This window comes from Vibrio splendidus (assembly GCF_003345295.1).
GTDB classification, from domain to species: Bacteria; Pseudomonadota; Gammaproteobacteria; order Enterobacterales; family Vibrionaceae; genus Vibrio; species Vibrio splendidus_K.
Genome location: NZ_CP031056.1, coordinates 1,821,036 through 1,834,164, shown reverse-complemented (window position 1 = coordinate 1,834,164; position 13,129 = coordinate 1,821,036). Strand labels below are relative to the sequence as shown.

Below are 13,129 nucleotides of genomic sequence, written 5' to 3'. Positions count from 1 at the left end.
CTTCATCATTTCTACGTTTCCATTTGTTAAAGCGAACATCAACCGAGTGAAATTATGAAGATTACAGCAGAACCCATTACTATCGCGATGCAAACGCCGTTTCGCATCTCTCGCGGCAGCCGAACGGAGTGTCATGTTGTTCGTGCTCACATCGAACACGACGGCAAACAAGCTCAAGGGGAATGTACCCCCTACCCACGATATGGTGAGTCGTCGGAGTCTGTGTTAGCACAAATCCAACAAGCGTCTAGTGCGCTTGAAGCGATGTTTGAGCGAGGCATTACCGATCCCGCAGAGCTAAGAGATCATCTTCAGTCTTTATTGACCGGAGGGGCAGCGCGAAATGCGGTCGATTGTGCGCTTTGGGAGCTTGAAGCCAAACAACATGACCAGGTCTTCCCAAATAGCCTGTTTGAGTTACCGAATCAAATCGTGACAGCAATGACCGTCTCGATTGGCACTCCAGAAGCGATGGCGACTCAGGCTCGAGACTATGTCGAAAATGGGGCAAAACTCCTGAAAGTGAAGCTTGATGGAGAGCAAGTGGTAGAGCGTGTTCGCGCAGTTCGAGAAGTTGCGGAAGGTGTAACGATTGTATTGGATGCCAATGAAGCGTGGACAGGGTTGAATCTCGAAGAATTGTTTAACCAACTGACTGAATTTGATATTGCTATGATCGAACAGCCTCTGCCACAACAGCATGATGCATCATTGGCACACATCAAGCACCCGATCCCACTGTGTGCTGATGAAAGCTGTCATACCACTTCACAGCTCTCATCGCTGTTGGGTAAGTATGAAATGGTCAACATCAAGCTCGATAAAACGGGTGGCTTGACTGAGGCATTAGTTCTCGCAGAAGAAGCACAAAGGCTCGGTTTTACTCTGATGTCTGGTTGTATGCTTGGTACTTCTTTGGCGATGCGTGCAGCTCTGCCTATCGCCGTTCAATCTGAAATCGTCGACCTTGATGGCCCAGTCTTACTTGGCCAAGACGTTTCTCCTGCTCTGACTTATCGCGATGGGATGATTATTCTCTAAGTTCGTTGAGCCTCGGGTTAGTCGATGGACATGGCATAAATGAAATCGCACGAGTGAAAGCTTGTGCGATTTTTTAGATCTCTAGTCCTTAACTTATTAAATAATCAAAGGTTTTTACTGCTTGATTGAGCGCGCTATTCGTATGATTTATGGGCGTATTGATAAAGTAATCACGTTTCTGTCGGTGCGGTCACTTTCTATTATCGCAAAACAGACAGCTCAAGCTTTATAAAACAATTGTTATGATATCTTATGTGAAATGTTAATGATTACTCTTCATTTAATAGCTTCACTAAAGCTATTCGATGCAAACCTAAGTAAGGCTCACACCCTAACTAATTGAATCATTGACAGTTCCTGTTGATTATTTGATGAGAAGAAGGTGGGGCGAGTGAGTAGTCATGTCTCAGAGGTTGTAGAAAATAAGGATAGTTTCGAGCGCCCGTTCTCGATCAAAATCCCACGTCGTAAGTGGTTTGGTTGGAAAGGTATTGAGCTGCGCTTAGTACTTGCGTTAGCCATGCTATCGATGACCACTATCTTCCTCTCGGTTGTCTCCAGCTTTACATTCGATGATTTAAACCAACGTCTTGTTGAGCTAAAGGAGAGTGAAATCCCGGCCTTAGATAATGCCGCACGTCTTAATGATATGGTGCGAGTGATTATTACAACGTCTTCTCAGCTCAGTGACGCTGAATCGAATTTAGAGCGCAAGCAGGCGATGCTCAAAATTGAAGAGGCCATTTCAGTGATGAATAGCGTAATGGTTCAGTTTCCGGATTATCACTCCTATTTTAAAGATCTTATCGCCCAAGTTAATAACAGCCTTAGCTTGTTGTATCAAAGTGAAATTGAGTCAGAACAGCTCAACCAAGAACTTCGTAATCTACTGGAAGGTTTTTACCCGCTGCTGCAACAGGCCAGTGATTCACTTGATAGCCTACCTGAGTCTGACAAAGCTCAAATCCAGTACACACAGCTCAAGTCTCTGCTTTATTACCAATTAGGTTTGGTAGAGAAGCTGTATAACGACTCCAGTTTTAATGAACTGGATTACACCAGTTTGCGATTAGAGCAGGTAGGGGAAGAGTGGTGGAAGCTCTGGGTCAGTGGTGATTTAAGAAGTGATTTTCCTCAATTAGATCATCAACTCACGGTGATTTATAACCTTGCCTCAAGCGATAGCAGCTTGTATGGGATGAAAAACAAAGCGCTCGATCATCTTTATCAAGAGCAATACTTCCTGCAAAACAGCCGCGAGCATTTGAACCAATTAACCGTGCAGATCGAAAGCAACACCAGCAAGGTGAATAGTAATATTGACCAATCGATTCAGCAGGCGCAGCAATCTTTGCAATCTAACCAGCGTCTTTCTCTCTTCCTTTCTCTATTTAGCGTGTTGGCTGCCGCTGCTATTTCATGGTTCTACGTGCGTAAGAGTATTTTGGAAAGACTTTTACAGCTTAAAGACAACATGTTTGCGATTTCTACCGGCCATTTAGATACCGAAGTGTCCATTCGTGGCAAAGACGAAGTGACGCAAATGGCCAAGTACCTAAAGGTATTCCAAACCACGGCCAAAGTCGTTAAGCAAACTAACCGAAAATTAGAAGCTGAAGTGGAAGAGCGAACCCTAGCCGAAGCCAAACTTCGAGTGACTCAAGATGAGTTGATCCAAGCCGGAAAACTGGCTGCATTGGGGCAACTCAGTGTTGGGATCACTCACGAAATCAATCAACCTCTGACGGCTGTGAATAGCCACGTTCGAAGTGCACAGCTTTGGCTCGGTAAAAATAGACCAGACAGAGCACAAGAGAATCTTAAAAAGATCGAAGTCCTGCTAGAAAAGGTGGCTGCGATTACTCGTCACTTAAAAGCATTCTCACGTAAGAGCGACGGCAAGATTGATAATGTGGAACTAGAGAAGGTGATTGGTGATGCGATTGATCTGTTTGAAACCAGACAGAGCCCAGTATCGATTCAGTATTCGCCCCAAAGCTACCAGATGGTTCGAGCCAACAGCATACGCTTGGAACAAGTGCTGGTGAACCTCATCAGCAATGCTCTGGATGCCATTGAGCATAAAGAGCAGCCTCAACTTAGTATTGCTACGCAAGAGCTTTCGAACACCATACAGATTTTGGTTAAGGACAATGGACTGGGCATACCTGAAGACGATATCCCGTATTTGTTTGACCCATTTTATTCGAGCAAAACAACAGGTAAGGGGCTCGGGCTCGGCTTGTCTATTGCATACAACATAATAAAAGACTTTGGCGGCTCGATTCACGTGGAATCGGTTGAACACCAAGGCACCACCTTTATCGTCACTCTACCAAAAGGCAAAGGTTCATGATTTTAGAAAAACACATAGTTCTTATCGACGATGAAATAGATGTCGTCGAAGCCGTGAGCGAAATGTTAGAGCTAGAAGGGTTTAGTGTCACCACCTTTACTGATCCCAACCTTGGCCTAAAGTCGCTTAAAGCGAACAGTCAGTCGGTTGTGTTGTGTGACGTGCGCATGCCGAAAGTGGACGGTTTGACGTTGTTGAGCTCAATCCAACACCGTGCTCCGAATGTACCCGTTTTATTGATGAGTGGCCATGGCGATATCCCAATGGCGATCGAAGCGATGAAGCTGGGCGCTTTCGACTTTCTGGAAAAACCGCTTAATTCGAGTGAGCTGGTGGAGAAGCTTGATTTGGCGATTGCCCAGTGTCAGCACAGTTGCCCGTCAACCTCGGATGGCGATGGACAAGAGGATTTACCGATTGAATCTGTGGTTATTGGCCAATCAAAAGCGATGGATACGATACGTAAGCAAGTGCTCGCTTTGGCGCATACCGGCGTCGATACCATCATCAACGGAGAAACGGGAACGGGCAAAGAGGTGATAGCTCAAGCTTTGCATCAATTCAGTCGTCGTGGGACTAAGCCATTTGTCGCGATTAATTGTGGCGGTATGACAGAGAGCATTATTGAGAGTGAGTTGTTTGGCCATGAAGCGGGTTCGTTTACTAGCGCGAACAAGAAGCGTATTGGCAAAATAGAACAAGCCAATGGCGGCACTCTGTTTCTCGATGAAATTGAGAGCATGCCGATTGCGGTACAAATAAAACTGCTGCGCGTGATTCAAGAGCGAATGATTGAGCGTGTTGGTGGTAATGAGTTGATACCTGTCGACATCGTCGTGGTCGCAGCCAGTAAAGCCGATCTCGTGAGCTTGAGTGAGTCTGGGGAGTTCAGAGCCGATCTCTTCTATCGATTGAACATTGCGAGCTTAAACCTTCCGGCACTGCGCCAACGAAAAGAAGACATTCAGGTGCTGTTTCGCCATTTTGTGATTCAAGCGAGCCACAAATATAAGACGCGCCCATCAACGATTTACCCTGAGCAGATACAGCAGCTATGTCGGCATGAATGGCCGGGTAACGTTCGTGAACTACGTAATGTCGCTGATCGATTTGTGTTGGGTATCGTCGGCGATGGCTTCGATCTTCAGTCACCGATTTGTGAAGCGTCCGGAGAAGATTTCGCTTTTGAAAAGCAGATGGAGCAGTACGAAAGGAATGTACTGACGGAGGCGCTAATAGAAAGCGCAGGTAACATTAACGAGGTATCAAGTAAGCTGAATTTACCGCGTAAAACCCTTTATCGAAAAATGAAGAAACACCAATTAGATAAAGAGAGTTTCAAAGCTTAATTCGTTCAGGTGTTTGTTAAATGGAAAACCAAAGCTAAAAGAAAAAGCACAAGACAACAATGACCCATTTGGTTTTTAGTCGAATGGCTGACTGTTTAAAGTAATTGTAATAAAAGAGCTTTAACATCTGGCACAAAGCGTGCAATCCCTACATTGTGGCGTCAGCCCACATGAGGTTATTCGGTGTTGAGTCAAAAAACATATGACAGCTATCTATATATGACGGTTATCCAACATTGAATGATCGAATAAAGGACATTAGAAAAATAATTGCTTGTTGCAAGGAGATACAAACATGAAGCAAATACTGAAAGGTTCGATTGCTCTGATATTAGGCATGAGTTCAATAACGGCATGGGCCGCTGCAGAACCAGCAAACTTAGGACCTCGTCCCCTCTTTTTAGTCAACAATATGGATGAGAGCCCTTTGAAAACTAAGCTGTTGAGTTGCAGCGAAGGACCTTTTCATCGTAGTGATTTTTCTATTGGGCATCGCGGAGCTGCGATGCAGTTTCCTGAGCACACCAAAGAATCCTACTTAGCAGCGATTCAAATGGGCGCGGGCGTGGTGGAGTGCGATGTGACCTTCACCAAAGATAAGGCGTTGGTATGTCGTCACTCGCAGAGTGATCTGCACACCACAACCGATGTATTAGCGCACCCAGATCTTGCTAAGAAGTGCTCAACCCCGTTTACACCAGCTAATCCAACGACAGGTGAAGATGCTCAGGTGGAGTGCCGTACTTCTGATTTCACGTTGGCTGAGTTTAAGACGTTAAAAGGAAAAATGGATGGTGCGAACCCAAAAGCCACCACGGTTGAAGAGTACATGAATGGCACTCCTGGTTGGAGAACCGATCTTTACAGTCAAAGTGGGACACTGATGACACACGCAGAAAGTGCAGCACTCTTTAAAGAGCACGGCGTTAAGGTCACACCTGAATTGAAATCGGCTGCTGTAGACATGCCTTTCAATGGATTTAGCCAAGAGATGTACGCGCAGAAGTTGGTGGATGAACTGAAAGAGGCGGGTTTCAAGCCTTCTGAGACTTACCTACAGTCATTTAACTTGGATGATGTGAAGTATTGGATCAATGAAACGCCGAAGTTCGGCAAACAAGCGGTTTACCTTGATGACCGTGTTTATGAGCAAACGGACTTTGTCGCGTCTGTTGAGAACATGAAAGAGCTACACGATGCGGGCGTGAATATCATCGCACCACCTCTGTTTGCTTTGGTTGAGTTAGGTGAGAACAACGAATTGGTTGCGTCTAACTACGCAAAACTGGCAAAAGATGCAGACCTAGACATTATCGCTTGGACACTGGAACGTTCTGGCCCGCTAGCGCAAGGCGGTGGTTGGTACTACAAGAGCGTGAAGGACGGCATCAACAATGATGGCGATATGATGAAAATGCTTGATGTACTGGCACAAGATGTGGGTGTGATGGGCGTATTCAGCGATTGGCCTGCAACGGTAACGTATTACGCTAACTGCATGGACAGCGACGCATAGGCGATTCTGAGAGCGCTGTTACGTCGCTAATTATGGCGTTTGTATAGAGAGCGCTTAGCCAAAGAATAATAAGAGAAAAAGCAGTGGACCAAAGAGCCTTCGGGCTCTTTTTTTTACCACTGAAATTGGTGGGACAGAAGTGACCCAAATGATTGATTTTTAGCTGGACACTTATGACTCAAAAGTAATTTGAAAGTGTGGGATTTTATTTAAGTCGCTGAAATTAAAGATATAAAAAGGTGGCATAAAGGCTGCAATAGTGAAGGTGACTTTCAACAATAAGTAAAAGTAAGGTTTGAATATGAAAATCAGTGTTAAAGGACTGTTAATCGTTAGCTCATTACTACTTCCTTCAATGGCTATGGCAAGCGACTGCTCTAGTCGTGGTGTGTTAGACGATCGATACTGTGATGAAAACCAAGATTTGGTGGCCGATTCACCAAAGAACCCAGATGAGTGGAATGACCCAAGTACGCTTGTGTTTACCTACACGCCAGTAGAAGACCCTGCGTTGTACAAAGATGCGTTTGCGGATTTCCAAGCTCACCTAAGTAAAATTACAGGTAAGCGAGTGATTTACTACACAGTTCACTCGAACTCTGCGCAAGTAGAAGCGATGCGTTCTGGTCGACTGCACGTTGCTGGTTTCTCTACGGGCCCAACAGGCTACGCAGTTAACTTGGCAGGTTACGTTCCAATTGCGGTGAAGGGCGATGAGTCTGGTTTCCAAGGCTACAACCTAATCACGATTGTGCGTAAAGATAGCGGCATTAACAAAATGTCTGATCTGAAAGGCAAAAAGGTTGCACACACTTCTGCATCTTCCAACTCTGGCAACCTAGCTCCACGTGCGTTATTCCCAGCGAAAGGCCTAGTGCCAGATGAAGATTATAAAGTGCTTTACTCAGGTAAGCATGACCAATCGATTCTAGGTGTCTTCAATGGAGATTATGACGCAGCACCTGTGGCATCGGACGTGTACGATCGTATGGTAGCAGCGGGTCGTGTTGACGATTCTGAACTGAAGATCATCTACCGTAGCCCACGTTTCCCAACGTCTGCTTTTGGTTACGCGTACAACTTAAAACCAGAGCTAGTTGAGAAGATCAACGAAGCTTTCTTTAGCTACCGCTTTACACCAGAGATGAGCGCATCATTTAAAGGTGCAGATCGTTTCTCGCCAATCAGCTACAAAGAAGAGTGGGATGTGATTCGTGATATCGCTCATGCGACAGGTACGGCTTACACCAAAACAGGCCTGAAGAAATTGGCTGAAAAAGATGCGGCTAAACGCGCAAAGAAAAAAGCAGCTGAGCTAGCAAAACAAGCAAACAACGGCTAACTCTTTTTCTATTAGAAGGCTAAGTTTTAGAAAGACTTAGCCCTTTTAAAATACCTACTTCAACTAAATATCTATGCCCTCGCGGGTAGGGCATAGATCATTCGAAAATTCGCACAAGGAAATGCAGTATGGCCGTAGCAAGCTATGAAGGAATAAAGATAAACAACCTTTTCCACGAATATGTGGCAGGCAAGCCAATCCTTAAAGGCATTAATATTGATATCGATGAACCAGGCATCATCGCGATCATTGGTCCATCTGGTACAGGTAAAAGTACACTTCTACGCTGTATCAACCGACTCAACGATCCAAGCCAAGGTGAGATCATATTTGATGGCGCAGACCTGACTCAATTAAAAGGCCAAGCGCTACGTAAACAGCGTCGACACATCGGCATGGTGTTTCAAGAATATAACCTTGTCGAACGTTTAACGGTTATCGAGAACGTGTTGAGTGGCCGTTTGGGTTACATGACCGCTTGGAATGCATGGCGTCGCAACTACTCTGCGCAAGACCTAGCAAAAGCGTTCGAGTTACTTGAATTTGTTGGCCTGCAAGACTTTGCTAACCAACGTGCCGACAGTTTATCGGGCGGCCAAAGACAGCGTGTCGGTATCGCTCGCGCCGTTATGCAAGACCCATATATCTTATTGGCGGATGAACCGACTTCATCACTCGACCCGAAAACCGCGGTTGAGATCATGGAGTTGATGGAGACATTCGCAGAACAGAAAAACATTCCCGTGTTGGTTAACATCCACGATGTGAACTTAGCCAAGCGTTATGCCAAGCGCATCATCGGCATGTGTAACGGTAAAGTGCATTATGACGGTAGCCCTGAAGGGATCTCAGAAGAAGATCTAAAAATCATTTACGGGGGTGAGTCATGGCTGGATTAACCCCAAGTTCATCGCCAAGCGTACCGTCAAACCAGTCGCCAGCGAAGCATGAAAACCCATTCAAAACCTCATGGACTAACCGAGCAATCATCGCTGCGATAGTTGCTTATCTGTTTTACAGTTTCTCGACGTTAGGGCTAACCTTTGATCGTTTGGTCATCGGTTTTGGTGAAAGTGAGCGGTTACTATCAAGAATGTTTCCGCCTGATTTTTCGCGTACTAGCTTACTGCTGAGTGGATTAGCGGAAAGCTTACAAATTGCGATTATCTCAAGCTTCTTTGGCATCGTTATTTCATTGTTTCTGGGCTTGTTAGCTGCGAGAAATATGATGCCTTCAATCGTATCGACGCCAATACGTTGTTTCATCGCACTATGTCGCTCTTTTCACCCGGTGATCATCGCAATCCTATTTGTGAAAGCGGTGGGCTTCGGTGCCCTAGCAGGGATCCTGACTTTGGTCTTCGCATCGATTGGTTTTATTGCCAAGCTTTTTGCAGAAGCGATTGAAGAGATCTCTTTTAAACCGGTTGAAGCGATTAAAGCAACCGGTGCCAGTTTTATCAGTGTCATTTTGTATGCGGTAATGCCTCAAGTATTTACTCGTTTTATTGGCTTTGCTAGCTACCAGCTTGATTCCAATCTACGTAATTCAACCATGGTTGGCATTGTGGGTGCAGGCGGCCTTGGCGGCACGTTATTTTCGGCATTCCAACGTTTTGACTACGACTTTGTCGCCGCTATTTTGATCACCATTATCGCATTGATTCTTGTGGGTGAATTTCTTTCCAACATTGTTAGGAGAATCTTCTAATGACAACTGCATCTATCGATAAAGAGTGGCAGCGCTTTACACCCAACGAACGTGTGGCTCGATTTGCCGTTTACCTTAGCTTAGTGTGTGCGATTGTTTGGTCTTGGCAGACGGTTGAAGTGATTCCTGAGTTCCTATACGACGCGCCAGCGCAGTTTGCTGACATGTTCGAGCGTATGGTGCCAGTGGACTACGCTTTCTATCCTGAATCAATCCACGCAGCGATGATAGAAACACTGCACATTGCGACGTTAGGTACCTTGTTTACCTTGATATTTGCAATTCCGTTGGCGTTGTTGAACGCGCCAAATATCACACCTAATAAAGCGCTGAACTGGGTGGCTCAATTCTTTCTGGTGTCTTCACGTTCTGTGAACTCATTGGTTTGGGCTTTGTTGTTTATCGCACTATTTGGCCCCGGTGTTCTCGCAGGCATTATGGCAATTGCCATTCGCAGTATCGGCTTTGTAGGGAAGCTGTTAGCGGAAGCGATTGCCGAAGTGAACATGGGGCCTATCGAAGCTCTGCGCGCAACCGGCGCTTCTTGGATGAGCATCTTGCTTAAAGGGTATTGGCCACAAGTGATGCCCGCATTCTACTCCATCGTGTTGTTCCGTTGGGACATCAATGTGCGTGAATCTGCGGTATTGGGGTTAGTGGGCGCTGGTGGTATTGGCGTGGTGCTAAACGATGCGCAGAACCTTTTTGAGTGGCAAAAAGTTTCGATGGTATTAGTGAGTATCTTCGCAGTGGTCATCGTTGCAGAAGCCGTAGTGATCCACATCCGTAACAAACTCATATAAACATATGGTGCAATGCAGCGTGTTTTGTGTGATGTGTCAAAGTTAAGAGCTTATCTAGCATTTTGAAGCTCAAACGACCCTAGGTACTTCGGTCTACCTAGCGGTCGTTTTTTTATGTCTATTGAGTGACCTGAGACCTTGTTAGAAGTAGAAGGGCGTGACTCGTTTTTAAGTGTCTAGCTTTTAACTGCCAGCAGCGCATCCACAAATTCTGCAAACCCATAGCCACCCGGCTGCGACATCACCTTACTTGGATGATGATCTAACTTATCCCAATAATGCTTAATGTTTGCCACGCCAACGGTGAGTGGTAGTGATTCGAACATCTGTTGATCGTTCATTGAATCGCCGACATAGCAAGCCTCATTGTGGATTTGCTCAAGCGATAAGCCTTTATCAGCAAGGAAGCGGTGTACTGCGTTTTTCTTTGAGTGTTCGCCATACCAAGCATTGATATGAATCGAACTTGCCGTCGCGTGTGCGCCTAAAGCGTGTATTCTTTCGAGTACCGCTTGAACAGTTTCAGGATCAACAGGCTTACGGTTTTGGCCGATATCAATCGCGACCTCACACAAGCGGTAAGATTGATCCAAAGTTAGTGATAGGTCGGGATAACTCAACAAGATCGCTTCAACTTCTTGTTTTAGCTTAGCTTGGTTCTGACGCACTTGTTCTAGCGGTGTTTCAGATGAGAGTTGTAATGCACCATCTTGCTTCTCTAGTAAGAAGGCGCCGTTCTCTCCAAGCACGGCATCGACAGGCCAAAGCTGCGCAATATGGTCACACCAACCAGCACAGGCTCCCGTTACTGCGACCACTTTGAATCCATTGTCTCTCAGCTTTTGTAACGCAATCAGGGTTTCTGGAGGGAGTGAACCTTGCCAAGTGAGCGTGTCATCGACGTCGGTTAATACCCAGTTGATGTGTTGCCAGTCATTACCTAGTTGGTGTTCCATCCTCAAACTCACTTATTCGGGTTTATTGTGTTGCGTGGAGTGCTCAGTTCGTCGTTAAACGTCTTTCACTCAGTGTCGTTAATTAACGCTTAACCGTGTTTAGAAAATACAATGTTTAGCAAAATCACCGGCTTCATTGGCAGTCCAGTCGCCTTTCGGCTTTTCTTTCATATCTGTACACCAAGCTTCACTGCCCACTTCTGTGCAAGCCATCAGTTGAGTCGCTAGAAATAGAATTAGCGCGATTTTTTTCATAATAAAGATTCCTTTATTCTCTAAATTTCTGCTTATAACTGTACCAAATACTAATAGCGATTGTTATAGCAGCCGGTGACATAAGTTTGCTAAAAACGATATAGAGTTGGGCTTGGTTCTAAGATGGGAAGTGAAGGGGTTAGGCCGTCGCGATAGTCAAAATCAAAGTGATAGGTTGATATAGAGATTGAGGGGAAGATCGAAAAAGCCAGCAACATGTGCTGGCTTTGAAATTCTTGTGCGCTTCTATTCGTTAGTGCGCTTTAACTACTTGTCGAGTTATACCAGTTTCATCTCTTGGATGATGTCCGAAGCGATTTCTGGCTTCGTGCTCGTTGGTTTCTCGTGTAGGTCTGCTTTCAATTGTCCCTTACGGTTACTTAGGCCTGCTTCAAGTTTCTTGAGTGCTGCAGCGATAGCTGGGTACATAACATCGTCTGTAGATTTTGCTGTTACTCGTACACCTTCGTAGTTGGTGAATACTTCTACCTGATGTTGACCGTGTTCTTTAGTAATGATGATGTCGCAACTGATCAGTGATGGGAAATGGTTCGATATCTTCTCGAATTTACTTTCGATGTCTTTGCGTGACTCGTCGTTAATTGATACGTGATGTGTTTGAACATTTATTTTCATAAATCATACCTTTCCAATGACTGTGTCATTTAAACGTAGCAAACATCGGTGAGTTTAACCAACTGCGAAATAGCACATGTGTGATTCACTTCAGTGTTATCAAATAATCTCCCATTACTCCCTTGAAAGTCCGATGAACTGGTCGCATATTATGTTTCGTGAATTTCAAACGTGTTTAAAAATCCCTCACCTTTGAAGTATTACTCCAATTCACTCTTTCAACTTAGTTTTTATCGCCCTAATCACGCATCACTCCAAATACTTATTCTAGTCTGCTTTTATAAATCCACATCCATTTTAGTGAACAAAACATATCTGCTCTGCCGATATCACAATTACTGATATAAAGAACAATGAGATATTGAGATGAATTTTAGTACGGGATACTCTAACTGCCATCTTCTATTTGGACCCGTTAACATGAAAATGCCTGTTAAATTCGCTGTAATCGCAGCTTCCCTTTCTTTCGCTTTTAATGCATTTGCTGCCCCTGTTGAGTTTCAGAAAATTCCAGAGATCATGCAGCAGTTTGAAACTGCAGAACTGTACGTTAAGAAGTCGGTCACTCTAGGTCGTTTGCCTGCAGAGTCTGAAATTGGCATTGATTTCCCTACCTATGTTTCAGACGGTGAGGGCGGTTACAGCTTAGAGACGAACAACGTAATGACAGATTCTGTTGTTATCGCGAGCATGCCTAAAGCGATTGTGGATGATGTTTTCAACCAATGGCTAGTTCCTAAAGAGACATGGATCAGCAGCTACGGATCTTTGCCAACCTCGACCACTGAATTTAAGCCCTTTAAGCGTATTAAAACCATTAAAGCGATTAAGATCGATGCTGAAATGCTTGAGCTGTTAGGCAGTGAAGATGGCAACACGGCGATGATCAAAGTGAGCTGGGATGAGAAGGGAATGAAGGTCTACAAGGATGGTTACTTAGCGGACTATGAGTACGGGATTGCCCCTCATGAGATGCAAGAAAACTATGAGCTAGCGCCTAAGTAATTCAGTTCAATGTAAGAAAAGCGCCCAGTTTTTGCTAGGCGCTTTTTTAAGTCCACCAAAACATGACGAAACTCACACTTTTCTGACAATTTACCGCTCGTTGTGTTAGCATGCGCGGCTTGTCTTTGTAATTGATAAAAAACATATTACTCAGCGGAT

General features: G+C 44.9%; 12 protein-coding genes. 9 read left to right on the top strand and 3 right to left on the bottom strand.

The annotated features are described in order from the left end of the window. Positions 1–54: 54 nt before the first annotated feature. The 8 genes from dgcA (at position 55) to phnE (DUN60_RS23685) (ending at position 10,118) form a co-directional block, all read left to right on the top strand. Complete coding sequence (dgcA, locus tag DUN60_RS23720; RefSeq protein ID WP_114635655.1) at positions 55–1,041, top strand: N-acetyl-D-Glu racemase DgcA; 987 nt, start codon at positions 55–57, stop codon at positions 1,039–1,041. A gap of 382 nt (positions 1,042–1,423) precedes the next feature. Then, positions 1,424–3,397, top strand: a complete 1,974-nt coding sequence (locus DUN60_RS23715; RefSeq protein WP_114635654.1) for an ATP-binding protein — start codon at positions 1,424–1,426, stop codon at positions 3,395–3,397. Then, entirely contained in the window at positions 3,394–4,746 is a 1,353-nt protein-coding gene (locus DUN60_RS23710) for a sigma-54-dependent transcriptional regulator (protein WP_114635653.1), read from the top strand. The genes DUN60_RS23715 and DUN60_RS23710 overlap by 4 nt, the downstream gene beginning before the upstream one ends. A gap of 295 nt (positions 4,747–5,041) precedes the next feature. Further along, positions 5,042–6,262 carry a glycerophosphodiester phosphodiesterase family protein gene (locus DUN60_RS23705; RefSeq protein ID WP_114635652.1) on the top strand — a complete coding sequence of 407 codons (1,221 nt, stop codon included), beginning with the start codon at positions 5,042–5,044 and terminating at the stop codon, positions 6,260–6,262. Positions 6,263–6,563: 301 nt separating this feature from the next. Next, positions 6,564–7,604 carry a phosphate/phosphite/phosphonate ABC transporter substrate-binding protein gene (gene phnD, locus DUN60_RS23700; protein ID WP_114635651.1) on the top strand — a complete coding sequence of 347 codons (1,041 nt, stop codon included), beginning with the start codon at positions 6,564–6,566 and terminating at the stop codon, positions 7,602–7,604. Between the two features lie 128 nt (positions 7,605–7,732). Continuing rightward, on the top strand, positions 7,733–8,503 hold the full coding sequence (gene phnC / locus DUN60_RS23695; RefSeq protein WP_004732991.1) for a phosphonate ABC transporter ATP-binding protein: 771 nt from the start codon (positions 7,733–7,735) through the stop codon (positions 8,501–8,503). Beyond that, the gene (gene phnE / locus DUN60_RS23690) at positions 8,491–9,315 is read left to right on the top strand and encodes a phosphonate ABC transporter, permease protein PhnE (protein ID WP_054541529.1); all 825 of its coding nucleotides are present in this window, start codon (positions 8,491–8,493) and stop codon (positions 9,313–9,315) included. Before phnC ends, phnE (DUN60_RS23690) begins: the two co-directional genes overlap by 13 nt. Continuing rightward, entirely contained in the window at positions 9,315–10,118 is an 804-nt protein-coding gene (phnE, locus tag DUN60_RS23685) for a phosphonate ABC transporter, permease protein PhnE (RefSeq protein WP_004732994.1), read from the top strand. The genes phnE (DUN60_RS23690) and phnE (DUN60_RS23685) overlap by 1 nt, the downstream gene beginning before the upstream one ends. Before the next feature lie 176 nt (positions 10,119–10,294). On the opposite strand, the gene DUN60_RS23680 is transcribed toward phnE (DUN60_RS23685), so the two are convergent. The 3 genes from DUN60_RS23680 to hpf form a co-directional block, all read right to left on the bottom strand. Continuing rightward, complete coding sequence (locus tag DUN60_RS23680; RefSeq protein ID WP_114635650.1) at positions 10,295–11,074, bottom strand: HAD-IIB family hydrolase; 780 nt, start codon at positions 11,072–11,074, stop codon at positions 10,295–10,297. Between the two features lie 99 nt (positions 11,075–11,173). Then, positions 11,174–11,329, bottom strand: a complete 156-nt coding sequence (locus tag DUN60_RS23675) for a DUF3012 domain-containing protein (protein ID WP_081279990.1) — start codon at positions 11,327–11,329, stop codon at positions 11,174–11,176. 279 nt (positions 11,330–11,608) lie between these two features. After that, positions 11,609–11,965, bottom strand: a complete 357-nt coding sequence (gene hpf, locus DUN60_RS23670) for a ribosome hibernation-promoting factor, HPF/YfiA family (protein ID WP_004733000.1) — start codon at positions 11,963–11,965, stop codon at positions 11,609–11,611. Positions 11,966–12,385: 420 nt separating this feature from the next. Here hpf and DUN60_RS23665 point away from each other — a divergent pair, with 420 nt between their 5' ends. After that, the gene (locus DUN60_RS23665; protein ID WP_114635649.1) at positions 12,386–12,970 is read left to right on the top strand and encodes a hypothetical protein; all 585 of its coding nucleotides are present in this window, start codon (positions 12,386–12,388) and stop codon (positions 12,968–12,970) included. The last annotated feature ends 159 nt before the right edge of the window (positions 12,971–13,129 follow it).

Bases quoted from the DNA above. Each gene is read 5' to 3' on its own strand.
- dgcA (WP_114635655.1), top strand. From the start codon at position 55: ATGAAGATTACAGCAGAACCCATTACTATCGCGATGCAAACGCCGTTT.
- DUN60_RS23710 (WP_114635653.1), top strand. From the start codon at position 3,394: ATGATTTTAGAAAAACACATAGTTCTTATCGACGATGAAATAGATGTC.
- DUN60_RS23705 (WP_114635652.1), top strand. From the start codon at position 5,042: ATGAAGCAAATACTGAAAGGTTCGATTGCTCTGATATTAGGCATGAGT.
- phnD (WP_114635651.1), top strand. From the start codon at position 6,564: ATGAAAATCAGTGTTAAAGGACTGTTAATCGTTAGCTCATTACTACTT.
- phnC (WP_004732991.1), top strand. From the start codon at position 7,733: ATGGCCGTAGCAAGCTATGAAGGAATAAAGATAAACAACCTTTTCCAC.
- phnE (WP_054541529.1), top strand. From the start codon at position 8,491: ATGGCTGGATTAACCCCAAGTTCATCGCCAAGCGTACCGTCAAACCAG.
- phnE (WP_004732994.1), top strand. From the start codon at position 9,315: ATGACAACTGCATCTATCGATAAAGAGTGGCAGCGCTTTACACCCAAC.
- DUN60_RS23680 (WP_114635650.1), bottom strand. From the start codon at position 11,074: ATGGAACACCAACTAGGTAATGACTGGCAACACATCAACTGGGTATTA.
- DUN60_RS23675 (WP_081279990.1), bottom strand. From the start codon at position 11,329: ATGAAAAAAATCGCGCTAATTCTATTTCTAGCGACTCAACTGATGGCT.
- hpf (WP_004733000.1), bottom strand. From the start codon at position 11,965: ATGAAAATAAATGTTCAAACACATCACGTATCAATTAACGACGAGTCA.
- DUN60_RS23665 (WP_114635649.1), top strand. From the start codon at position 12,386: ATGAAAATGCCTGTTAAATTCGCTGTAATCGCAGCTTCCCTTTCTTTC.